The 23,088-nt window shown below is 52.1% G+C and carries 24 protein-coding genes and 1 riboswitch; all 24 genes read right to left on the reverse strand.

The features are described from left to right. Positions 1-72: 72 nt before the first annotated feature. The 24 genes from AC0YN4_RS24235 to prfA all read right to left on the reverse strand — a co-directional run bounded on the left by AC0YN4_RS24235 (position 73) and on the right by prfA (position 23,005). The gene (locus AC0YN4_RS24235; protein WP_475837006.1) at positions 73-858 is read right to left on the reverse strand and encodes a tyrosine-protein phosphatase; all 786 of its coding nucleotides are present in this window, start codon (positions 856-858) and stop codon (positions 73-75) included. Positions 859-1,034: 176 nt separating this feature from the next. Then, positions 1,035-1,433, reverse strand: coding sequence for a F0F1 ATP synthase subunit epsilon (locus AC0YN4_RS24240; protein ID WP_475837007.1), 399 nt, complete (start codon positions 1,431-1,433; stop codon positions 1,035-1,037). Positions 1,434-1,459: 26 nt separating this feature from the next. After that, positions 1,460-2,878 carry a F0F1 ATP synthase subunit beta gene (gene atpD, locus AC0YN4_RS24245; RefSeq protein WP_475783041.1) on the reverse strand — a complete coding sequence of 473 codons (1,419 nt, stop codon included), beginning with the start codon at positions 2,876-2,878 and terminating at the stop codon, positions 1,460-1,462. A gap of 107 nt (positions 2,879-2,985) precedes the next feature. Further along, positions 2,986-3,846: an ATP synthase F1 subunit gamma gene (atpG, locus tag AC0YN4_RS24250; RefSeq protein ID WP_475783042.1), complete on the reverse strand. Its 861-nt coding sequence runs from the start codon at positions 3,844-3,846 to the stop codon at positions 2,986-2,988. Positions 3,847-3,972: 126 nt separating this feature from the next. Then, the gene (gene atpA / locus AC0YN4_RS24255) at positions 3,973-5,487 is read right to left on the reverse strand and encodes a F0F1 ATP synthase subunit alpha (RefSeq protein ID WP_475783043.1); all 1,515 of its coding nucleotides are present in this window, start codon (positions 5,485-5,487) and stop codon (positions 3,973-3,975) included. Positions 5,488-5,503: 16 nt separating this feature from the next. Beyond that, the gene (locus tag AC0YN4_RS24260) at positions 5,504-6,052 is read right to left on the reverse strand and encodes a F0F1 ATP synthase subunit delta (protein WP_475837008.1); all 549 of its coding nucleotides are present in this window, start codon (positions 6,050-6,052) and stop codon (positions 5,504-5,506) included. Next, a complete protein-coding gene (atpF, locus tag AC0YN4_RS24265; protein ID WP_475783045.1) occupies positions 6,049-6,531 on the reverse strand; it encodes a F0F1 ATP synthase subunit B in 483 nt (160 codons plus the stop codon). The genes AC0YN4_RS24260 and atpF overlap by 4 nt, the downstream gene beginning before the upstream one ends. A gap of 102 nt (positions 6,532-6,633) precedes the next feature. Then, complete coding sequence (gene atpE, locus AC0YN4_RS24270) at positions 6,634-6,858, reverse strand: F0F1 ATP synthase subunit C (RefSeq protein WP_090982204.1); 225 nt, start codon at positions 6,856-6,858, stop codon at positions 6,634-6,636. Positions 6,859-6,929: 71 nt separating this feature from the next. Next, positions 6,930-7,685 carry a F0F1 ATP synthase subunit A gene (gene atpB, locus AC0YN4_RS24275; protein ID WP_475783046.1) on the reverse strand — a complete coding sequence of 252 codons (756 nt, stop codon included), beginning with the start codon at positions 7,683-7,685 and terminating at the stop codon, positions 6,930-6,932. Beyond that, positions 7,685-8,095, reverse strand: coding sequence for an ATP synthase subunit I (locus AC0YN4_RS24280; protein ID WP_475837009.1), 411 nt, complete (start codon positions 8,093-8,095; stop codon positions 7,685-7,687). The genes atpB and AC0YN4_RS24280 overlap by 1 nt, the downstream gene beginning before the upstream one ends. Next, entirely contained in the window at positions 8,095-8,361 is a 267-nt protein-coding gene (locus AC0YN4_RS24285) for an AtpZ/AtpI family protein (RefSeq protein WP_475783048.1), read from the reverse strand. The genes AC0YN4_RS24280 and AC0YN4_RS24285 overlap by 1 nt, the downstream gene beginning before the upstream one ends. A gap of 190 nt (positions 8,362-8,551) precedes the next feature. Then, entirely contained in the window at positions 8,552-9,700 is a 1,149-nt protein-coding gene (gene wecB / locus AC0YN4_RS24290) for a non-hydrolyzing UDP-N-acetylglucosamine 2-epimerase (protein ID WP_475783049.1), read from the reverse strand. A 57-nt stretch (positions 9,701-9,757) separates the two neighbouring features. Continuing rightward, a complete protein-coding gene (gene upp / locus AC0YN4_RS24295; RefSeq protein ID WP_475783050.1) occupies positions 9,758-10,387 on the reverse strand; it encodes a uracil phosphoribosyltransferase in 630 nt (209 codons plus the stop codon). Positions 10,388-10,598: 211 nt separating this feature from the next. Next, positions 10,599-11,696 carry a glycine-rich domain-containing protein gene (locus AC0YN4_RS24300; protein ID WP_475837010.1) on the reverse strand — a complete coding sequence of 366 codons (1,098 nt, stop codon included), beginning with the start codon at positions 11,694-11,696 and terminating at the stop codon, positions 10,599-10,601. A gap of 502 nt (positions 11,697-12,198) precedes the next feature. Further along, entirely contained in the window at positions 12,199-12,990 is a 792-nt protein-coding gene (locus tag AC0YN4_RS24305) for a sugar phosphate isomerase/epimerase family protein (RefSeq protein ID WP_475783052.1), read from the reverse strand. Between the two features lie 786 nt (positions 12,991-13,776). Then, complete coding sequence (locus AC0YN4_RS24310) at positions 13,777-15,024, reverse strand: serine hydroxymethyltransferase (protein ID WP_475783053.1); 1,248 nt, start codon at positions 15,022-15,024, stop codon at positions 13,777-13,779. Between the two features lie 37 nt (positions 15,025-15,061). Continuing rightward, entirely contained in the window at positions 15,062-15,676 is a 615-nt protein-coding gene (locus AC0YN4_RS24315) for a TIGR01440 family protein (RefSeq protein ID WP_475783054.1), read from the reverse strand. Positions 15,677-15,691: 15 nt separating this feature from the next. Next, complete coding sequence (rpiB, locus tag AC0YN4_RS24320) at positions 15,692-16,159, reverse strand: ribose 5-phosphate isomerase B (protein ID WP_475783055.1); 468 nt, start codon at positions 16,157-16,159, stop codon at positions 15,692-15,694. A 117-nt stretch (positions 16,160-16,276) separates the two neighbouring features. After that, positions 16,277-16,359: riboswitch (ZMP/ZTP riboswitch) on the reverse strand. 139 nt (positions 16,360-16,498) lie between these two features. Further along, entirely contained in the window at positions 16,499-17,074 is a 576-nt protein-coding gene (locus tag AC0YN4_RS24325) for a low molecular weight protein arginine phosphatase (RefSeq protein WP_475783056.1), read from the reverse strand. Positions 17,075-17,235: 161 nt separating this feature from the next. Continuing rightward, positions 17,236-17,796, reverse strand: coding sequence for a manganese efflux pump MntP (locus AC0YN4_RS24330; RefSeq protein WP_475783057.1), 561 nt, complete (start codon positions 17,794-17,796; stop codon positions 17,236-17,238). Positions 17,797-18,013: 217 nt separating this feature from the next. Next, positions 18,014-19,180 carry an L-threonylcarbamoyladenylate synthase gene (locus tag AC0YN4_RS24335; RefSeq protein ID WP_475783317.1) on the reverse strand — a complete coding sequence of 389 codons (1,167 nt, stop codon included), beginning with the start codon at positions 19,178-19,180 and terminating at the stop codon, positions 18,014-18,016. A 91-nt stretch (positions 19,181-19,271) separates the two neighbouring features. Beyond that, positions 19,272-20,000, reverse strand: a complete 729-nt coding sequence (gene spoIIR, locus AC0YN4_RS24340; protein ID WP_475783058.1) for a stage II sporulation protein R — start codon at positions 19,998-20,000, stop codon at positions 19,272-19,274. 573 nt (positions 20,001-20,573) lie between these two features. Next, positions 20,574-21,617 carry a N5-glutamine methyltransferase family protein gene (locus AC0YN4_RS24345; protein ID WP_475783059.1) on the reverse strand — a complete coding sequence of 348 codons (1,044 nt, stop codon included), beginning with the start codon at positions 21,615-21,617 and terminating at the stop codon, positions 20,574-20,576. A gap of 314 nt (positions 21,618-21,931) precedes the next feature. Further along, positions 21,932-23,005, reverse strand: a complete 1,074-nt coding sequence (prfA, locus tag AC0YN4_RS24350) for a peptide chain release factor 1 (RefSeq protein WP_475783060.1) — start codon at positions 23,003-23,005, stop codon at positions 21,932-21,934. Positions 23,006-23,088: the final 83 nt, after the last annotated feature.

Below are 23,088 nucleotides of genomic sequence, written 5' to 3' on the forward strand. Positions count from 1 at the left end.
AGAATTTGTCTAAAATTGCCGCCATATGTAACAATCACTACCAATAGTACCATCCATTAACTAGGTGGTCAATTATCTACCAAAGAATTTTAGGAGATTTGACAGCTTTTTACTTTTGGAAGTTTTGCCCACTACTGGAGATTCATTGAATACATAATTTTTAATTATGGCTTCCGCATTTTGCCTATAACATTGCTCGAAGTTCTCTCCCAATTCTTCTCTTACTCTCTTATAAGCTTCTTGAAGGCGATAACCGCGACGCACGACATGATGTGCATCTGAAGAGAGCGTATGTATGAGACCTTCTTGGCATAGCTGCCAGGCGGAACGTTCGATTTGTTTACCAAATCCACCAAGCAGAGAGTGAGTCGTCACTTGGCCATAGGCACCTGCGTCTACCATTTCTCTTAATTTGGATGGATTCTGAACAACCTCACCATTACGCTCGGGATGGGCAATGATCGGTCGTATGCCCATAATCTTGAATTCATGAATATATTCCAGCATCCGCTTAGGAACGGATGAAGACGGCATCTCTAATAAAATATAACGGGATTTGGCCAATGTGGTCAGCTCCCCAGCACTTAGTGCTTCAAACATATCACTATGTACACGAATCTCTTGTCCCACATGCAGTTCAAGCGAAATTCTCTCCGTTGCAAGACGCTCTCTCAGCAGCTCTACTTGCTGGTGCGTGAAAGCCGCGTCATTCATATAACGGCCATTCGCGTGATGCGGAGTGGCAATCAGTCCGGTAATGCCATCCGACACAGCGGCTCTAGCCAAATCCAGTGCTTCTTCCATATCAGCAGCACCGTCATCAATGCCCGGCAATATATGCGTATGAATATCGATCATGGCAGGACCTCCTTACGATGTCGGATTTTCTCATTATACTACAGATTTACCATCTGAGTGTGTCCATCATTTGTCAGTTTATTTCCAAATGATTACATATATGATCACAAAACAAAAAGACTGATTCTCTCACAGAATACCTCTGCGAAAAGAATCAGTCTTCTTCGCTAACTATCTTAGCGCGACTTTACCGAGATACGGTTAAGTGCACGCTGCAAGGCGAGCTCAGCGCGAAGTTGATCATACTCGTCGCGCTTGCCGTTGATGCGTTGCTCTGCACGCTGCTTCGCGGATTCTGCGCGGGAAAGATCGATGTCGCCCGGCAGTTCTGCACTCTCAGCCAAGATAACCACTTTATCCTTACGGATCTCAAGGAACCCGCCGTTAACGGCAATTGTTTCTTCAGAGCGGTCTTTCTTGATCGTAACAGGAGCAATTCGCAAAGGCGTTACCATCGGAATGTGATTAGGCATAATACCCATCTCACCCTCGGAGCCTTTAACGATAATCATATTTACATCCTCCGCGTAAACTTTACGCTCAGGTGTTACAATTTCCAATAAAAAGGAGCTCATGATATTACCTCCCTAGCTATGAGCGATTAAACCTCTTGAGCAAGTTTTTCCGCTTTAGCAACCGCGTCTTCGATCGTTCCGACGTTATGGAATGCCGATTCTGGAAGGTGGTCGTACTTACCTTCAAGAATTTCTTTGAAGCTGCGTACCGTTTCTTTAACAGGAACGTACAAGCCCGGGATACCATTGAACGCTTCCGCAACGTGCAGTGGTTGCGCGAAGAACACTTGAATACGACGCGCACGGTGAACGATCAGCTTGTCTTCTTCAGACAATTCGTCCATACCGAGGATCGCGATGATATCCAGAAGCTCTTTATAACGTTGCAGAACTTTCTTAACGGTTTGCGCTACTTGGTAGTGCTCTTCGCCAAGAATTTCAGGCGTCAGGATACGGGAAGACGAAGCGAGCGGATCTACGGCCGGGAAGATACCCATTGCAGCGATGTTACGCTCAAGGTTAGTCGTTGCATCCAAGTGGGCAAACGCCGTTGCAGGAGCCGGATCCGTATAGTCATCGGCAGGAACGTAGATCGCTTGAATGGAAGTAACGGAACCCTTCTTCGTGGAAGTGATACGCTCTTGCAGTTGACCCATTTCAGTTGCCAATGTTGGTTGGTAACCTACTGCGGATGGCATACGGCCCAGCAAAGCGGATACTTCTGAACCAGCTTGCGTGAAGCGGAAGATGTTATCGACGAACAGAAGAACGTCTCTTCCTTCTTCATCACGGAAATACTCAGCCATTGTAAGACCCGTCAAAGCTACGCGAAGACGCGCACCCGGAGGCTCATTCATTTGACCGAATACCATCGCTGTCTTAGCGATAACGCCGGAGTCGCTCATCTCGTGGTAAAGGTCATTACCTTCACGAGTACGCTCACCAACGCCGGCGAATACGGAGATACCGCCGTGCTCTTGTGCGATGTTGTGGATAAGCTCTTGCATCGTTACGGTTTTACCTACGCCCGCACCGCCGAAGAGACCGATTTTACCACCCTTGGAGTAAGGAGCCATCAAGTCGATAACTTTGATCCCTGTTTCCAAGATTTCTTGTGATGTCGACAATTCTTCAAACGGAGGTGCTTGACGGTGGATCGGGTTAGAGATCGTACGGTCAACATCACCATTGTTATCGATTGGATCGCCAAGTACGTTAAATACACGGCCAAGTGTTGCTGGTCCTACAGGTACTGTGATCGGTTTACCCAAATCCACAGCCTCTGTTCCTCTGACAAGACCGTCAGTGGAAGACATCGCAACGCAGCGAACCAGATTGTCGCCGAGGTGAGTTGCTACTTCAACCGTAAGGTTGATATCGCGCTCGCCTGCGCCTTGAGCCGCTCTTTCGATTTTTATCGCATTAAGAATCTCAGGCAATTGTCCGTTGTCGAACGCAATGTCGACTACCGGTCCTGTTACCTGGACTACACGCCCCTTGCTCATTCTTGTACCTCCTTCATGTTTTCCGGAGCTGCACCGCCGGAAGTGAAACGGCCGTTAGACCGATCACAACCAGCTGGTGCTTACTTCGGATGCATTAATGGTGAAGCTTATGCCTGTGCGTTAGCTCCGCCGACGATCTCTGCGATTTCTTGTGTGATTGCTGCCTGACGTGCACGGTTGTACGTCAACGTCAAGCCTGCGATCATCTTCGTCGCGTTCTTCGTTGCATTGCCCATCGCTGTCATACGTGCGCCGAACTCGCTCGCTTTACCTTCCAATACCGCGCTGTAAACAACCGTTTCCGCGTATTTCGGCAATAGAACGTCGAGTACCTTCTCAGGTGACGGCTCATATTCGTAACTTGCCTTCGCGCCTGTAAATTCAGACTGATCCAGTGGAAGCAGCTGCTTAATGACAGGAACTTGGGTAATTGCATTATAGAATTGGTTATACACCAGGTTTAGCTCGTCATATTTACCGCTTTCGAAGCCTTTAACAGCAGCTGCTGCCAACGACTTGATATCGGCAAACTTCGGTGAATCGGAAAGTCCTGTTACTTCATCAGCAAGGTTAATGTTCCGGCGTTTGAAGTAATCCCGGCCTTTACGTCCGATGACGAAAACGTCGTATTCAGCAGCAGACTTATGCTTCTCCTGAATCTCCGTCCATACTTTACGAAGCACGTTCGCATTGTATCCGCCCGCCAAACCGCGGTCCGACGTGACGACCAGGTAGGCCGTACGTTTGACTTCGCGGCTTTGCAGCATAGGATGCTTAATCGCGCCCCCGCCCGATGCAATGCTCGCTACGACTTCCTTGATCTTGTCGGTATATGGACGTGATGCTACAGCGGCATCTTGAGCTCTCTTGAGCTTGGCGGATGCAACCATCTCCATTGCCTTCGTGATCTGTTTCGTATTCTGCTTACTCTTGATCGAGCGCTTAATTTCGCGCATACCTTTAGCCATTCGTTGTCACCACCTTATTACCGGCCGTATGGGTGAAGCAAGCCTCACCCTAACCAGTTCTATTCCGCACAGTATTCAAACGGTATACGTTAAGCAGCATACCGTTTGAATGATTAAAGAAAGGTTTTAAACCGACACTGCAAAGCTGTTCTTGAACGATTTGATCGCTTCAACAAGCACTTTCTCATTGTCGGAAGTCAAATCTTTCGTATCGCGGATGGAAGCGAAAATTTCTGGTTTGTTAGCATCCACGTAAGCCAGAAGGCCAGCTTCGAAGCGGCGTACATCTTGAACCGGAATATCATCAACGTGTCCACGTGTAACCGTGTAAAGGGAAACGACCTGGCGCTCTACCGGCAATGGCGCATTAACGCCTTGCTTCAAGATTTCCAGCGTGCGCTCACCGCGGTTTAGACGGGATTGCGTTACTTTATCAAGATCAGATCCGAATGCTGCAAATGCTGCCAATTCGCGGTATTGAGCAAGGTCAGTTTTGAGCGTGCCCGCAACTTTCTTCATGGCTTTGATTTGAGCGGAGCTACCTACACGGGATACAGAGTTACCAACGTTAACCGCTGGACGCTGACCGGAGTAGAATAGGTCGGACTCTAGGAAGATTTGACCATCCGTAATCGAAATTACGTTTGTCGGGATGTAAGCCGAGATATCGCCGGCTTGCGTCTCGATGAATGGCAATGCAGTCAAGGAACCGCCGCCAAGCTCATCGTTCAGCTTAGCTGCGCGCTCAAGCAAACGGGAGTGAAGATAGAATACGTCCCCTGGATAAGCCTCACGACCCGGCGGACGGCGAAGCAGCAAGGAAAGCTCACGGTATGCTGCCGCTTGTTTGGAAAGGTCATCATAGATAACTAGTACGTGTTTACCGTTGTACATGAACTCCTCACCCATCGAGCAGCCTGTGTAAGGTGCCAGGTAAAGAAGCGGGGACGGCTCGGAAGCACTCGCTGTAACAACGATTGTGTAATCCAAAGCGCCTTGTTGGCGAAGGGATTCAACAACCGTACGAACAGTGGATTGTTTCTGACCGATTGCAACGTAGATACAGATAACGCCGTTGCCTTTTTGGTTCACGATCGTGTCGATCGCGATTTGAGTCTTACCTGTTTGGCGGTCGCCGATGATAAGCTCACGTTGACCACGGCCGATTGGAATCATCGCATCAATCGCTTTGATACCCGTTTGCATCGGCTCGAATACCGATTTACGAGCCATTACGCCCGGTGCAGGAGATTCGATTGGACGTGCTTTAGTTGTGTTGATTGGTCCGTTGCCGTCAACCGGTTGTCCCAGTGCGTTTACTACGCGGCCAAGCAAAGCTTCGCCAACCGGAACTTCCATGATACGACCTGTTCTCTTCACTTGGTCGCCTTCGCGGATGCCTGTGTAAGGTCCCATGATAACGACACCGACGTTGCTCTCTTCAAGGTTAAGGGCCATACCCATAACGCCGTTCGAGAATTCGAGCAGTTCGCCGGCCATAGCGTTCTCTAGGCCGTGCACACGTGCGATACCGTCACCGACTTGGATGACCGTACCGACATCAACGACTTGAATTTCGGATTTAAATTGTTCGATCTGTTGTTTAATCAGCGTGCTGATTTCATCAGGTCTGATACTCAATTCCGTTCACCCCTATCTACAATGCTTGAGTTTTCAAAGCTTGTTCAAGTCGAGCCAGCTTGCCGGAGAGGCTGCCATCATACAGACGGTCGCCGATGCGTACTTGCACGCCGCCGAGCAAAGCCGGTTCAACGATTTGTTTCGCGATAATGCGTTTGCCAACCATTGTACCGAATTGCGCAGCCACTTTGGACAGCTCTTCAGCGGACAAGGATTTAGCCGTATATATAGTAGCGTGTGCCTGACCGAGCGCATCGCCCGCTACCTTCGTATAAGCTTCGTACACTTCTGCGATCGCGTCATGACGGCCGCGGAGAATGAGCAGCTCTACTGTATTCAGTACCATTACCGACACTTTGTCAGATAGCGCACCTTTAATAATGTCGATCTTCTTCGTCACTTCAACGTTTGGCAAACCAAGAAACTTACGGATTTCCGCGTCTCCGGTCAGTGCGTCGACGACGATTTTCAGTTGTTTCTCAACATCTGCAATCGCATTATTGCTTTGTGCAAGTTCAAACAGCGCTTTAGCGTAGCGTTTAGCTACGACGCTCTCGCGGCTCATTTGCTTCCAACCTCATTCAAGTATTGGTCAACAAGCTGCTCTTGCGATTTGTCATCGATTTGTTTCTCGATGATTTTGGAAGCGATCATGACGGACATACCGCTAACTTGACTGCGGAGTGCAGAAATCGCTTTGTTCTTCTCGCTTTCGATATCTTTGACAGCGTCGTCCTTCAGGCGAGTAGCCTCGGATTTAGCAGCATGTACGATTTCATCAGCTTGCTTCGTGCTAGTTTGTTTCGCTTGCTCAATAATTTCATAAGCATCTTTACGTGCTTGTTGAAGGGATTGCTTCTGCTCTTCATACTGTGCTTCGGCTTGTTTGCGGCTGTTCTCCGCGCTCTCAAGCTGTTCTTTCACGAACTGCTTGCGCTGTTCCATGATGGAGAATAGCGGACCGAAAGCGTAACGGCTTAGCAGCCAGTAAAGAATTCCGAAAGCAACCAGTTGGATGAAAAAATTGGACCATACGATATCCAACGTACGTCACTCCTTTCCGTAGATTAGCCGGCTCTCAATTGAAGCAGGCAAAAGGAAGGCGCGGAGGCTGATTGCACTCCCCGCCATAATGCATTAGTAATCTTACGCTTTGCCCAAGAAGATGAACGCTAGTACTAGGGAAATAACTGGAAGTGCCTCTACAAGCGCTACCCCGATGAACATTGTAGTTTGAAGAGTACCACGAAGTTCTGGTTGACGGGAAATACCCTCAACTGTACGACCTACGATCAAACCGTTACCAATACCTGCACCCAGTGCTCCAAGACCGAATACAATTGCTGCTGCAACTAATGCCAAAGCTCCCATTAGAGAAATCCTCCTTAAAATGTTTACATATAGTTTTATTGTTTCCTGCCAGTAGCAGGTTTGTTACTGACTTAATGATGTTCTTCGTGAACAATCGCTTGCGACATGTAAACCATCGTTAGCATAACGAATACGAACGATTGAATTGCGCCTACGAAAACACTGAATCCTTGCCATACAATTAGCGCCGGGATACCAAACCATCCCATGCCCATGATGACGCCAATCATAACCTCACCCGCGAAAATGTTACCGTATAGACGAAGCGAAAGCGAAAGCGGCTTAGCGACCTCTTTGATTACGTTAAGCGGGAAGAATGCTGCATAAGGCTCGAAGTAATGCTTGAGGTAATGCTTACGATTGCGACGCAGACCCTCGATGTGCGTGAGCACGATTACGATAGCCATCAATGCGCCGGAAACCGCGACATCGGCAGTTGGTGATTTCCACCATGCGAGATGCGCTTCCTCTTCACCGTGCAGGTTAAGCTCCATGCCTGCAAATGTTGCTCCATGATGCGCCTCGGTAATGATACCGAATGGTAAACCCAGCAAGTTGGCAACAAACAGGTACATGATCATAGCAATACCCAGCGTCAGGTACGGACGGCCTTTCTTCAAGTCCATCGTTGTACCGATGATGTTCTGTACGAATTCGATAACCCACTCCAAGAAATTCTGCATCTTAGTCGGGTTAGTGACCGAAGCGTTACGAACCGCCAGCTTAGCAATAATAAATACGATAATGCTGGTGATAACTATCATGATAATGGCAGCCAAATCAAATCGAATGCCACCCAGATTTACTTCAGGAAAAATATGATCCATTAGTTGTTTTCACCCCTTTCATCGGTGGATTGCCGTACGGCCGGATCTCTCTTGGCTTTAAATCCCAATATGAGTGTTGCCAATTGAGCAACAAATAATCCAGCTACTGTTCCATAGAGGCTAAACGAAAAGTACTTGGTTGCGATTACAACCGCCAACAGTGCAATACATGCGCGAGTCAGAAAACCAAGGTTATGGCGTTTCTGAATTCCCGCAGCCGATATAGCGCCGACTCGCTGTACTTTCCAAGAAAGATGGAAGGCGTTTGCAAGACTTGCCGCAGTTCCGAGAACAAGACCGCCGAAGAACGGTTTATATTCCGGAAGGAGGGCCCATCCAATAAAACATAGAGACAAAAAAAAGAACGTAATACGCTTAACCGTTCGAAGGTGGCCGGACAAATCATCCATTATTTCGCTTTGCCCCCTGTAAACGCCTTGATCAGAATGATGGTGATGAAGACCGCGACAACAAAACCAATAGCCATGCCAACAATGGAGCCGTACCCGGTGTCTTGCGCTTGATCAACCTTGAGTCCAATCCAGTAGCCCAGTCCAAGACAGGCACCGATTGTCCCGCCAACGGATCCGATAAGACCCATGGCACGCCAAGGATTATCTCCGAAGCTGCTGTTATCCGTGTTGCGATTATTGTCGTTATGGGACGGATTCGTCATCCTAGAATCACTCCAAAACTCTTATTTATTTTAGCCAAGCGGGTTCGCTTTTGTCAATTGATATAAATTCAAACATTTAGTGAACGGTTACCCGAAAACCCTTGATTTACCTGGGGTTTCCGGGTTTCCAAACCGTACAGTAGCACTGTATGCTGTTGCGTTACTCGGAATGCTATACTACCGATGTAAACTATGAACGTTGTGTGAACGGCTCTGGACGATTGTCCACTTTTCCAAAATGATGCAGGATCGCCTGAACAATCCGAACAGATGCTTGCCCATCGCCGTAAGGATTGGCCGCTTGGCTCATTTTCTCATACAGCTTGGAGTCGGAAAGCAGCGCATGAGCACGCTCATAAACAACCTCTTCGTCCGTGCCTACCAGCTCAAGTGTCCCTGCATCAATACCTTCAGGTCGCTCGGTCGTATCGCGAAGCACTAGGGTCGGAACGCCGAAGGACGGCGCTTCTTCCTGCAAACCGCCGGAATCCGTCATAATCATGTACGTATGCGGGTAGAAGTTATGGAATTCAAACACATCGAGCGGCTCGATTAGCTTAATACGCGGATGATTGCCAAGGATCTCATTCGCCGGCTCGCGAACTGCAGGATTCAGATGCACCGCATACACGACAACCACGTCTTCAAATTCATCAGCAATCCGTTTCACCGCGCGGAAAATATTACGATGAGGCTCGCCCAGCGCTTCACGGCGATGAGCCGTCATCAGAATCATGCGCTTACCCGCCGCCCATTCGATCACGGGATGCGTGAATGACTTGTCCACCGTGTATTGGAATACGTCTGTCGCCGTGTTGCCGGTTATGTAGATCGTAGACTCCGATTTGTTCTCTTTGCGCAGATTGTCAGCCGCTCTGTCCGTCGGTGCGAAATGCACATCCGAGAGCACGCCTGCCAGTTGGCGGTTCATCTCTTCCGGATATGGAGACATTTTGTTCCATGTACGCAGGCCTGCTTCAACATGCCCAACCTGGATCTGCTGCACGAAGGAAGCATAGCTGGCCAAGAAACAAGTCTGCGTATCGCCATGCACGAGCACGATATCCGGTTTCGCTTCGCGAAGTATGGGTTCAAGACCTTCAAGTACTTTGACGGTCGTTTCCGTCAGCGTCTGCCGATCCTTCATCACGTTGAGATCGTACTCCGGCGTGATTTTGAAAAAATCGAGCACTTGATCGAGCATTTGGCGATGCTGCGCGGTCACGCAGACAACGGACTCAATCTGATCCGGATGCTTCTCCAGCTCAAGTACCAACGGCGCCATCTTAACCGCTTCCGGTCGGGTGCCAAAAATCGTCATTACTTTAATTTTAGACAAAGCATGTCACTCCTAATTGTAGCGTAGCAAATAGAGCCCCAAGTTGCAGACGCTTGATTATTTGGTGCCAAACATACGGTCACCGGCGTCGCCCAGACCTGGTACGATATAGCCGTGATCGTTAAGATGACTGTCCAGCGAAGCAAGGAAAATATCGACTTCCGGATGCGCCTTCTGTACAGCAGCAACACCTTCCGGTGCCGCGATGAGACACATTAGCTTGATTTGCGTGCAGCCGCGTGTCTTGAGCGCTTGAATAGCTGCGTTCGCCGATCCGCCCGTAGCGAGCATCGGATCAATAACGATTAACTGACGCTCTGTAGCATCAGCAGGCAGGTTGACGTAATACTCCACCGGCTCGAGTGTTTCCGGATTACGGAACAGCCCGATGTGGCCGACTTTAGCCGAAGGAATCAACTTAAGCATCCCTTCCACCATACCGAGTCCTGCGCGCAGTATTGGAATAAGGCCAACCATGCGTCCGGAGACGATTTTGCTTGTCGCTTCAATGACCGGCGTTGTGACTGTAGTCGTTTCAAGCGGTAAATCTCTCGTAATTTCATATGCCATCATCGTGGCGACTTCATCGACTAATTCGCGGAAATCCTTGGTTTTCGTATCTTTGTCGCGAATAAAGGTCAGCTTATGCTGGATTAGCGGATGGTCACATATTGTGAGATTGCCCATAGTTCTATTCATCCTCCTGAAATGCTTCTTCAACTGACTATTATAACATTCGGCGCATCAATGTGCTATGTGGGCCATGCAAAGCAAGAAACACATGCAAAGTATACCCGAAAGGGGCTTGAATTACGTGGACGAGAGCGTGAGCGAGAAAATGGACGGGAACGCGGACGTGCGCGTGAATGTGAACATGGGAGTGAGCGTAATTACAAGCTTAGCTGCTGCCGCCGCAGCTGCTTCCACAGGACGAACCGCCTCCCGAGTCGCCACTACCACCTGAACAATTGCTGCCACCGCCATCGAATCCTCCGTTGCCGGAATCACCATTGCCGGCATCATTATTGCCGCCGTCATTATAGTCAGAGGAGCCCCTATCGTCGTCGTTGCTGCAAATCGGGGTAGTCCCACCGCTGCCGTCGCCGTTCGCGTTACGTTGTTCCTCGGTTTGACTCTCATCCATCTGATTATGAAAGTTGTCGATCGGCCCGAATGAAGAGTAGAAAAACATCCCGGAGAGCACTCCGGTCGTCATCATGTCGGAGGAGTCCGTGACACGGTTATCTTTGTAAATCGGCTGTTCCTTAGCGGACGCGAGCTTGCCGCCACGATCAATTAAGTAATCGATGGTTGCATTCAAATCATCAAATTGCGCTGCTGCCTTCTCGTTGAATCGTTTGCTGCGCAAGTCATCGGAGTCGCTCGTTTCCAGCTCATACATCAACTCATGCGGCAGCGGTGTCCGATAAAACGCGCCCCATAGCTGTCCGCTCACCGGTACAGGAAGAAACAGCTCACCGTAGATCCAATCGAACCAGGCTCGTTCGCCCTGTGCAGGCTTCGCATCCGGACCATGCGGGGCATGATGAATCGTCCCTCCGCAAAACTGCTTGCAGAACTGCTCATACTCCCGGGTGAACATCAGCATTTCATGCCAAACCTCATCTACGCGCACGCTGTACATCGGTACGTTCCGAAGCACCCCGCACATGAGAAAATAACGCTTCAGCTCAAACCACTGCCATTGCCATTCGCCCTCACGCATGCTTGGCGTGCGTTTCATTACGCGGTCTTTCACGCGCGCTTCGAAGTCCTGCGACAGCGCAGCCTCGAGCCGCTCGGCAGCGGAACGTGCCGGATGCCCCTCGGGTACGCCGAGGTATTCCGGTGGCTTACGCGTCGGCATGACGTTTCGACGGCCACTGCCTGCATGGAAGCCGCCTGCTCGAGACTGCTGCTGAGTACCTCGGGATTGGAACAGCTTCACCACGATAAACACCAAGATAATTATGAAAAAAACTCCAAATATGCTCATACGTCGAGGCTCACCGCCTTTGTTAGGGATATAGGGTCATCATATCATGCCGAGGCAGATGCGCTGATTATTTTTCGCTAAATTCAGGAAAATTAATCGGTTGGTTGAGCGAGGTAAGCGTGAAAAAGAAGCTGTTGCAGGTCGCATGTGGGAATGGTTTGTGGGTGGCGGCTAATATGATGGTAACGTGTTAATAGGATGGTAACGAGTAAATGTTGCTAGAATGGCAACATCTCTCTCCTCCCAATGGGCACTCTCTACCTTATGTTGCGCGAAATGCAACATTCCAATGGGGATTGGCCCTTAATCGGCTGTTTGAAGCAAGAATGTTGTAATCTCAGCATCATTTTCCTCTATGAGACTATTAAATCCACATAATGTTGCATATTGGGCAATATATCGTCCACCTCGTTCCAGATCAGCGGTATATCCATCACAAGGAACTGCCGAGCAAATAAAAAAGATGGCATCCGGTCGAGCCGAATGCCATCTTTTCGTAGGATTACCCGCGGAGCAGCAGGCGGTTAAAGTAGTCGATTGTGAACTGAACGCCTTTGTCGCCGAGCTCGCCCGTCCATGTGTGGGAATGCGGTTCGATGCTCAAGCCGCCTTGGTAGCCACTCCCATAGAGGATCGCCATGAACGTTCCCCAATCTGTCTGATCCATGCCTGCCGGCGGATCATCGAAACGTTTGCCGTCAATGATGACGGAGCCTTTGATGTGGATATGCTTGATGCGCGAGCCCCAATCCACGATTTCTTTCAAATAATCTTGTCCGGCATATCGGGCATGCGAAGGATCGTATTTGATGCCAAGCTCCGGCAAATGGCCGTGAATGAGCTTCCACGCTGCATCGTCCACAATGTAATTGTTCCAGTGGCAGTTGTACGTCGCAATGGTGATTCCGCGCGTTTTGCCATATTCAATCAGGACGGTGAAGTAGTTAATCGCCGCTGTGATGTTCTCGTAATAGGAGAGCTCTTCGATGTAGTTGCAGCCGCCTACAAATACCGGACAACCAAGCTCTTGGCAAGCATCGATAAGTGCTTGTGATGCCTTCAGTTCCTCTTCGTTGATGCTGCCATCCTTATTGATCCGATCAGGGCCCCAACGTCCGATCGATGCAACAGCTACGCCGGTCCGCTCACTCGCGGCTTTCAGCTCCGGCACAAGGTCCGTGAAGGTAGCAGCAGGAGTGCCCACATTGACGCAAAACTCTAAAAAGGCCAAGCCGAGATTGGCCGCATAATCGAAGCTTTCAGCACGATAATCTGCAATGATTCCAAGTTTCATGTTCGGTTCGACTCCTTCGTCTTCATCCTATTATGGCTAGCCATTCCGAAACGTTTCGGATTACCCGCACTCCCACTATATAACCAGAAAGAAAGCGATTGCAACATAAATTAATCGACAAAAGCTAGATGATTAGTGTGAGTAATTTGCATGGTCGGCAGGGCAGTAGCAGGACAGAGATCGAGCAGCGGGACTGCGGGTTGCTACAGATGGAACAGTATGCGGCGGGACTGCGGATCGCGATAGTTGGGGCGATGAGTTGTGGTGTAGCAGGAGCGACAGTTAGGAAAATGAGCAAGGGGTTCGAGCGGGGAAATTGTGTATCAGGCGGCGGTGTTGGCAAGCTAGTTGCTGTGGTTACTCACTCGTACCCTCACCTCACCTCACCTCCACTCCCACTCTCAATTTCACTCTCGCTAACGAACCGTACAGGTCTTATTTTGCGGAAATAGGGTCTTCTAAAATTCTAACGAACCACAGGGGGCTTATTTCGTCGGAAATGGCGGTATCGAGCATGATTGAGGTGATATAAGACCTGTGCGGTTCGTTAGAATTTTAAATCGGGGGAAAACGGCGAAATAAGACCTCTACGGTTCGTTAGAGTTGAACGTGCGGTGGCAGGAGTGCAGCAGCGCTCCCCTCTCACCTGACTAATGATTCCGGCTCCGCGGCATGCATGGTGCTGAACGCAAAAAGGCGGCACAGGACTGAACCCCACGGAACGCACAAAAAGGTGGCATAGGGATGAACCCTTTGCCACCTTTTTGTGATTTTGCCAAGTCGATATTAGTAAGTCATGCCCGGGTAAAGCGGGTATTGCGACACGAGGTCGCTTACCATACCGCGTGCTTTCTCCAGAACGGACTCGTCCTTCGGATTCTTGAGCGTCATGGCGATGACTTCTGCGATTGTAGCCATTGCGTCTACGCCCATGCCGCGCGATGTCGCTGCAGGCGTACCGATACGGATACCGCTTGTGATGAACGGGCTCGTTGGATCGAACGGAATCGCGTTTTTGTTGACTGTGATTTGAACGGAATCCAGAACGTGCTCCGCATCTTTACCTGTGATGTTCAGGTTGCGAAGGTCGATCAGCATCAAGTGGTTGTCGGTACCGCCGGAAACGATGTTGATGCCTTTCTCAATAAGAGCGTCAGCAAGCGCTTTTGCGTTGTCGACAACGTTCTTGCCGTATTCTTTGAACGAAGGCTGAAGCGCTTCGCCGAAAGCTACTGCTTTTGCCGCGATAATGTGCATCAGAGGTCCGCCTTGGGAACCCGGGAATACTGCTTTATCGATCGCTTGCGCCCATGCTTTGCGGCAAAGGATCATACCGCCGCGAGGTCCGCGAAGCGTTTTGTGCGTAGTTGTTGTTACAAAGTGTGCATGTGGAACCGGGCTTGGGTGCAAGCCAGCAGCTACCAGACCTGCGATGTGCGCCATGTCAACGAAGAGCAATGCGCCTACGTCGTTAGCAATACGGCCCATTTCTTCAAAATCGATGATGCGCGGGTAAGCCGATGCGCCTGCAACGATCATGCGCGGACGGTGTTTGAACGCCAGCTTGCGCACTTCTGCATAGTCGATTGTAAATGTTTCTTCGTTAACGCCGTAGGCCACGAAGTTGTACAGAAGACCGGATGCATTAACCGGGCTGCCGTGCGTCAAGTGACCGCCATGCGCCAGGTTCATACCAAGAACCGTGTCGCCCGGGTTTAGAGCTGCCAGGTAAACAGCCATGTTCGCTTGTGCACCGGAGTGAGGCTGAACGTTCGCGTGCTCGGCACCGAACAATTCTTTGGCACGGTTGCGTGCGATATCTTCCGCGATATCGACATGCTCACAGCCGCCGTAGTAACGTTTGCCCGGGTAGCCTTCTGCGTATTTGTTCGTCAGCACAGTGCCCATTGCTTCCAATACCGCTTCGGAAACGATGTTCTCGGATGCGATAAGCTCGATGTTGTCGCGTTGGCGCTGAAGTTCCAGGCCTAGGGCTTTCAGGATTTCCGGATCTTGTTTACGTAGGTTTTCCATGTTGATGAGTCCTCCTCAAGATAAATAAGTATATTCGTTAGTCGCAAGTGCCAGCAGATGTTGCCGGGCCAGCCGCTTCTCGCGTGTAAACCGCACGTTCCCCGCCAATTAGCTTCGGACGGGTGTAAGCCATCGTTAAATGCGCGGATCCGATTGCTCGAATCGTTGGTCGCACCGGTACCGCAACACGCTTCAAGTGCATGCCGATGAAGGTGTCGCCGATATCGATGCCCGCATGTGCCTGAACCGTCTCGGTCAGCACGGCATCCTGCAGCGTTTGGAACGCGTAGGCTGCCATCGAACCGCCGGCTTTGCGCACAGGGATTGCCGAAACGAGATCTAAGCCATACCGCTCGGCAGCTTCCCGTTCCATGACAAGGGCCCTGTTGAGATGTTCGCAGCACTGATAAACCGGATAAAACTGCAAGTCTTGACGCACCTTCTCGACCCCCGCATAGATCGCAGCTGCCGTTTCTATCGTGCCTGATGTACCGATCCGCTGTCCGAGCACCTCGCTGGTAGACACGCCGATTACGAGCAGCTGTCCTTGGCGAATGCCGGACGCGGCTGCAAGCTCGCGGACTATGGTTTCTACATCCTTGGTCAGCTTTGCCGAATCCATGCTGTTTATTCCGTGGTCTTGGTCGCTCATCGCCGGGTACGCCCCTTACTCAGATTTCGCCGCATCGGCGAAGTCTGCTTCAAGCTTCATTACTTTGTTCACACGGCCGATATGACGCTCGCCACTAGAGAACGGGGTCTCGAGCCAAATCCGGATAATCTCTTGGGCCACGCCGGGACCAATAACGCGCTCACCCATGGCCAGTACATTGGTATCGTTGTGCTCGCGGGTTGCTTTGGCCGAGAACATATCGTGCACGAGCGCGCAGCGAATGCCTTTGACTTTGTTAGCCGCGATGGACATGCCGATTCCAGTGCCGCAGATGAGAATGCCGCGCTCTGCCTTGCCTTGTGCAACAAGCTCCGCAACAGGAAGAGCATAATCCGGGTAGTCTACGGACTGGTCGCAATCGCAGCCAACGTCCTCAATCTCGTGACCAAGCGATTTGATAAACGGAACTAGCTCATCTTTCAAGCGGTAGCCCGCGTGGTCTGCGCCGATGGCGATTTTCATATCCATTTTCCTCCCAATAGAACCGCACATGGCGGAAATTGTCGATTCACAATGGCATTAGTATACCTGATTTCGCCGAAAAAGACGAAAAAAGAGCAAGCATGCATAATGCACGCTGCTCTTTGCCCAGGCGACCGGCCGTATGATCCGATGCTCCACCGTGGTTTAACCCACTTTCGTCGCCAGTTACATCGGAAACCGTCTTTAGTTGCTTTTATCATAACGGATTTCGGCCTCAAAATCAATCGTTGCCGGCAAGAAACGGCATCTGCCATCCTTTGGAAGCACTCTCTGTGGCGCAAAGAAAAGAGAGGGAAATTTACAGAAATAATATCAAACTTATCCCTTCAGTCGGTCCAGGAGACGGCCCAGCGCCGCTTCGATTTGGGTCGCACTCTGCTCATACATGGCCAGCGATCCGCCGAAAGGATCTTCCACATCGAAGCTGGGAATTTGCCGCTCCAGCTCTAAGAGCTTGGACCGCTCCTGCGGAGTCAGCGGCTGGCCCAGCGCTTGCTTGATCTGCCAGGTCGAATAGAGCCCTTCCAGTTCGGCGATGTCCGAGAGCACCTTGGGGTCCGTATTCACGAACTCGAGCAGCGTATGCGTCTTGTCCACCGCAGCCGGAAAATGCTGCAGCAGCTGCCTCTTATGGCTGGCAGTCATCGTCAATATAAGATCAGCCCACGCAATCGAGCCGCCTTCGAGCGCTTTTGAGGTGCCGTTGTGCGCGATATCACGATTGGACAGCGCTGTCCGTGCATGATTGGAAACAGGCAGTCCATCGATCGTGGACACGCCTGCGGAACGAATATCGAGCTGCATGCCCCTTTGCTGGGACATCGCCCGAAGCAGCGCTTCAGCCATTGGTGAACGGCAAGTATTGCCGGTGCACACGAATAGAATCCGTTTCACGATTGATTTCGCTCCTCTTCGTAGGTGTGGTTTGGGATATGGTGAACTGGTGAATTGGTGAATTGGTGAAGAAAATGATGCTGACGCAAGATTGCTATGCCGTATTTCGTTTCGCGCTAACGAATCGCTGTATGATTCGTAAGCGTGCGTGTGCCGGAAGGTCAGAACAGGAACAGCAAGCCGAATGTAAATAAGATGACGCCGCCGCACGCTTCCCCGTACCCGCCGAGACTTGTCCCCACCTTACGACCGAGCAGCAGTCCAAATACGGACATCATCCCTCCGGCAACGCCGAACAGCAGTACGGTCAGCAGCATGTCCGTATCGAACATGCCAAGAGAGATGCCGACGGAAAAGGAATCCACGCTCACGCCTAACGCGAACAGCAGCATCCCCCATGAACTGCGATAGTCGATCGACTCTACGGCGTCGCCGCGCAGCGAGCTGTAGATCATATGGCCGCCGAGCAGCAGCAGCAGCGCACCTGCCGCAGTCGTCGCAACGCCGCCAAGCAGCGTACTTACATATTTACCCGTGAAAATGCCCATGAGCGGCATGATCATGTGAAAAAGCGCAATGATCGCGCTAAGCTTTGCTATATCCTGCAGCCGAATGCCTTTGAGCCCAATGCCGATACCCAGCGAAAAAGCATCCATCCCTAGTGCCACAGCAATGATCAGCAGCGTCAGCAATTGTCCGGCATGCATGCCCGCCTCAACCATTTCATCCTCTCCTTGTCCGCAACCTCTCCACAAGCATATGCGGACAAGATTGGAAAGATGACCTTGGGGAGGCGCTAGGCGCGCGAAAGGGCCGGTGGCACGGGCTGCGGCGGGGTGATGCGGTTAAGGCTGGACCGGTGGCGCTTGGTGCGCGCGGATTCGCTAGGCCCGGCGCGGTGAGAGCAACCGCGTAGCTGGAGCACGGCAAGCGCCGTCGCTAGACGTGGACCACCGCGTGGCCGGCCGCTTTGGATAAGCGGTTCATGAGCGCATGGCCGATCCCCTGCTCCGAGCAGGTCTCGGCCCAAATGCGCTGTACGCCGCGATTGTCGAACTCGCGCAGCGCATTATAGAGGCCGTGCGCAGCCGTTTCCAGCTGCGCCAGGCTGCCGACGACGAGCACGCAGTCGGCGTCGTACCGAGCAGCATGCTCGGCGAAGGCGAGCACGCCTGTGCGCTCGCCGCGCGCTTTCGCTGCGCTGGCCTCCGCCTGAATATAGGCGGAGACGGCGTCAGCGTCGCCTTTGACCAAGTGCATCAGCCCCTGCGGGGCGTAATGCGCATATTTCATGCCGGGCGAGCGCGGCGCCTGCGCTTCCGCAGCGCGAGCTTCCGCCGCTGATGGCGCAGCAGCGGCTGCCTCCATGCCGGCGCCCGGCGCGGCAACCGCGTCGAAATCGACCTGCGCCGCAACCTCGCGCAGTGCTTCGGCCGTCACGCCGCCGGGGCGCAAGATCCGCACAAGATCGCCGTCAACCTCGACGACGGTCGATTCAAGGCCTACACCTGCAGCGCCGCCGTCGACAATACCGTCGATCAGGCCGCTCAGGTCATCTCGCACATGGGAGGCCAGTGTCGGACTCGGACGGCCGGAGCGATTCGCGCTTGGTGCCGCCAGCGGACAACCCGAAGCAGCAATAAGCTGCAGCGCCACAGGATGAGCAGGCATCCGCACCGCAACGGTAGCAAGTCCGGCTGTAACCCGTGGCGAAACAGCCCCAGGCTTCACCGGCAGCACAATCGTCAGCGGCCCCGGCCAGAAACGATCCATGAGCCGCTCAGCGAGCATGGACGATTCTCCTTCCAGCGGAAGTGTCAGCTCCTCCAGCTGCTTGCGATCCGAGATATGAACGATTAGCGGATTGTCGGAGGGGCGCCCTTTTGCCTCAAAAATCCGTTCAACCGCTGCCGTACTCCTCGCATCCGCCCCTAGCCCGTAGACCGTTTCAGTCGGAAAAGCAACGGTCCCGCCTTCTCGCAGCAAAGCTGCAGCCTCGTTAAGTTCACCGTCACGCGGGTGGTGGCTGTCCACTTCCCAGAGTAATGTTTTTCGTAGATGGATGGTCAATGTCGTATCCCCAGCTTCTGCTTTGTTTTGCCCCATTATACCATACGCCGCCAAGCGCCATCCAAACAGCCCTCTCCCATACAATAAAAGCCCAATCGCGAGGTGCGCGATTGAGCTTTATTAATTGTTAGCTAAAGAGGCTGCGGAAGAAGCTCAAGATCGACTTGATGATTTCCCACAGAAAAAACTTCACTTCCGGCTGCTTCGCTTCACCTGCTTGAACATCTTGATCGGAAGCTTTATCTTGGGCAGGAGCATCTGCCGCGACTGAGGTTACTTTTGCATCGTTGTCTGCTTTGGCACTTACACTTGCTGTTGCAGCTACCGCCGGAGTTGACGCTTCCCCACTCACAGCATCCACGAAGCAGAGCGGCGGGAACAGTACGCACCACCAGTTTTGTCCGGCACCAGCACCGAGCGTGATGCGAAGCGCTTCGTAGTTACCGGCAGGGTACACTTGCGTGCCATATATTTTAGTTGGAAACGGCACTTGGCCGAGTTCCGCTTGGAATCCATAGTGAAAACCGCGCGAGCTGAGTTCGGCCGAAATAATGCCTTCGATGTCGCTCATATGATTGCGGATTGTGGCACGCGCTTCCTCGATTGTTTGCGGACCAGCCACCCAGTTGTTCATTTCCGCTACGATGGCATCACGAACCTCACGTTTTACCGCTTGATCGGACGCGCTGTCGGAATTCGCTAGAATACGTAGACGAATAGATTCAGACGGAATGCCGCCGCCGGCAATCGCCGCATCGGCACGTTGACTTTCCCAGCTCATAAGCAATACTGCGGCGATAAGAAGGACATACCCATAAATCGGACGATAAGGAAAACGGGAATAAGTGCGAATCATAACGACAAGCTCCTTTGTGGCACCCGTCGGTGCATCGGCTTGCGTTCCGGAACGATCATATCCCCATTATGTCCCTCGCGGCGGCTCTCTAAACCTATCAATCCTCTTAAAAAGTTTCGTAGAGTAAAAGAGAAACAGCGCCTCATGTAACTTGGCTCATGTATGTTAGTTGGAGTAGTTTCGAGTGCGTAAAATCGGCTATTATAGGCGGAACATGTTGGCGTTTAGAAAACACTCTTGGGATTGAACAACTGTAAGCGGAATAGCCGCTTAAGAATGGTGGAAACTAGCTAGTTTGGTCCTCTTTAGCGGCATAGTCGCTAATTCTAACGTTTTCTGGAGCCTGCACCTGTTCTGTTTTCGCCATTTCAACCTTCAAAACGGCCAACAAAAAGCCTGAGAGCTCAATTTCGGAACTCTCAGGCAAATATACACGCTAGTTCACTGCTGAGAGTCGGATTTTTGTACTCTCAGCTCCAACTAGAAGCTGCTTCCGCTGATCGTCATACTGAGAGTTCGATTTCCGATCTCTCAGCCCCATAGAAAGCGCGATTCTCACCGCAACAACAAAGGCTATTCCACCGCCAGCACATGTCGGCCAATGCCTGCATAGTCGTCGATGATGCGCACCTCGCGCCAAGCGCCGATGCCGCGGAGCAGGTCGGCGACCGCTTCGGCTTGGCCCATGCCGAGCTCGAAGCCGACGATGCGCGGCAGCGCGGACAGCTGCATGAGCTGCTCGGCCATGCGCCGATACGGCGTCAGGCCGTCATCGCCGCCATCGAGAGCAAGACGCGGTTCATGATCGCGCACTTCCGGCTGCAAGCCGGCAATGTCACCCGCCGGAATATACGGCGGGTTCGAGACCAGCACGTCGATGCGCAGGCCGGCCACGCCGCCATTCGCGTCGACTCCAGGCTCCTCGGGCCGCGTCTGCGCGAACGGCCCGAGCAGGTCGCCCTGCACGAACGTCATGCGCGCCGCTGCGCCTTGGCGTTCCGCATTCGTTCGGGCGACAGCGAGCGCGTCCGGCGACAGATCGGACGCGCATACGCGCCACTGCGGACGCAGCGTTGCCAGCGTCACGCCAATGGCGCCGCTGCCTGTGCCGACATCAACCACTGTCGGCCCCATGACGACACTCGCCCTACTCGCTGCTTCACCTTCTTTTACAGCCTTGCCACTCACTTCCCCGCCTTCTTTTACCGCCTCGCCGCTCACTCCCGCGCCTTCGCTTACAGGCGCACTACCACTCGCCGCTGCTCCTTCACTTCCTGCATCGCCCTCGCCCGCAGCTTCCGGCCACAGTTTATCCGCCGCTTCCAGTACGGCTTCAACCAGCAGCTCCGTCTCCGGTCGCGGGATGAGCACCGCGGGCGTGACAAGATACGGCAAGCCGTAGAACCACTGCTCGCCGATTAAATACTGCACCGGCTCGCCGGCTGCTTTGCGGGCAAGCAGCGCTTCCCATTCTGCCGCGTGCTGCTGCGGAAAAGGGTCTCGCCAATCGCGAATCAGCGCCGCCCGCTCTATTCCGAGCACATGCAGCAGCAGCAGCTCCGCATTATTGCGAGGTTCGCTGACGCCACGGGCTTCCAGCATCTTCGTCGCACGCACGCAGACTTCCCCAATTGTAAGGTGCACCCCGCTTCCGCTAACTCCTCCAGCTTGACCATTTTCCACCACAACAAGCACTCCCTTATTCTCAAACTTTATAATCTCTACACAAGTTCGCTGCTTCTCTCGAAGTTCGATTTCCTCTCTCGAGGTTCGCTTCTTCTCTCAAAGTTCGCTTACTTCGTTCCTTCAAGCTCCACTCGCATCATTCTTTCGAGGTCCCACATCTCCAAGCTACACAAACGGGAGCAGCCTAGGCCGCTCCCGTTTACTCCATCTATAATTCGCTCTAAGATTGCTATTTCACCGAACTCTTAAACCAAATTCTCGCGTTCCATCAATTCCGTCTGAGCCGTTAAGGTCAGCGCATTGATGATTTCTCCCATATCGCCGTTCAATACGGAATCGAGCTTGTGCAGCGTAAGGCCGATACGGTGATCCGTTACCCGGCTTTGCGGGTAGTTGTAGGTCCGAATCCGCTCGCTGCGGTCGCCTGTACCGACTTTGCTCTTGCGTTCGCCGGCATACTTGGCTTCTTCTTCTTGACGCTTGATATCCGAAATCCGCGCACGAAGAACTTGAAGCGCCTTCGCTTTGTTCTCGTTCTGCGACTTCCCATCCTGACACTGAGCCATGATGCCCGTCGGAACGTGAAGCACTCGAACCGCTGATTTGGTTGTATTAACGGACTGACCGCCTGCACCGCTGGAGCAGAACGTATCGACCCGAATATCTTTATCGAGGATTTCAATCTCGACCTCTTCAACCTCAGGCATAACTGCAACCGTTGATGTCGACGTGTGAATCCGGCCGCCGGACTCCGTTACCGGAATCCGCTGAACGCGGTGCGCGCCGCTCTCGAATTTCAGCTTACTGTATGCGCCTTTGCCGGTTACCATGAAGATAACCTCTTTGAAGCCGCCAAGATCGCTCTCGCTGAATTCAAGAAGCTCTACGCGCCAGCCTTGAGTATCCGCAAATTTCATATACATCCGGTACAAATCCGATGCGAACAAGGCCGCTTCGTCGCCGCCGGCAGCGCCGCGAATCTCAACGATAACGTTCTTATCGTCATTCGGGTCTTTAGGCAGCAGGAGAACATGAATATGTTCTTCAAGCTCAGCCTGGCGCGTGCTCAGCTCATCGACTTCCATCTTCACCATCTCACGCATTTCATCATCAAGCTTCTCGTTCTGCATTACTTTTGCATCATCAAGCTGCTCGGAAACTTGCTTATATTCCGTATATGCCTCATAAGGAGCTTGCAAGTCCGACTGCTCCTTGGAGTAGTCGCGCAGCTTCTTCGGATCGCTAGCCACATCCGGATCGCACAACAGCTCGCTCAATTTCTCATACCGGTCAGCGAGTGCCTGTAAACGGTCCAACACTGTCATTCACCTCTACTTTAGAATAAATCCAATTGATTGTTCCTTTAGTATAACATAACGCACTACAAACCATAAACGTGACA

This window comes from Paenibacillus sp. J22R3 (assembly GCF_056269305.1).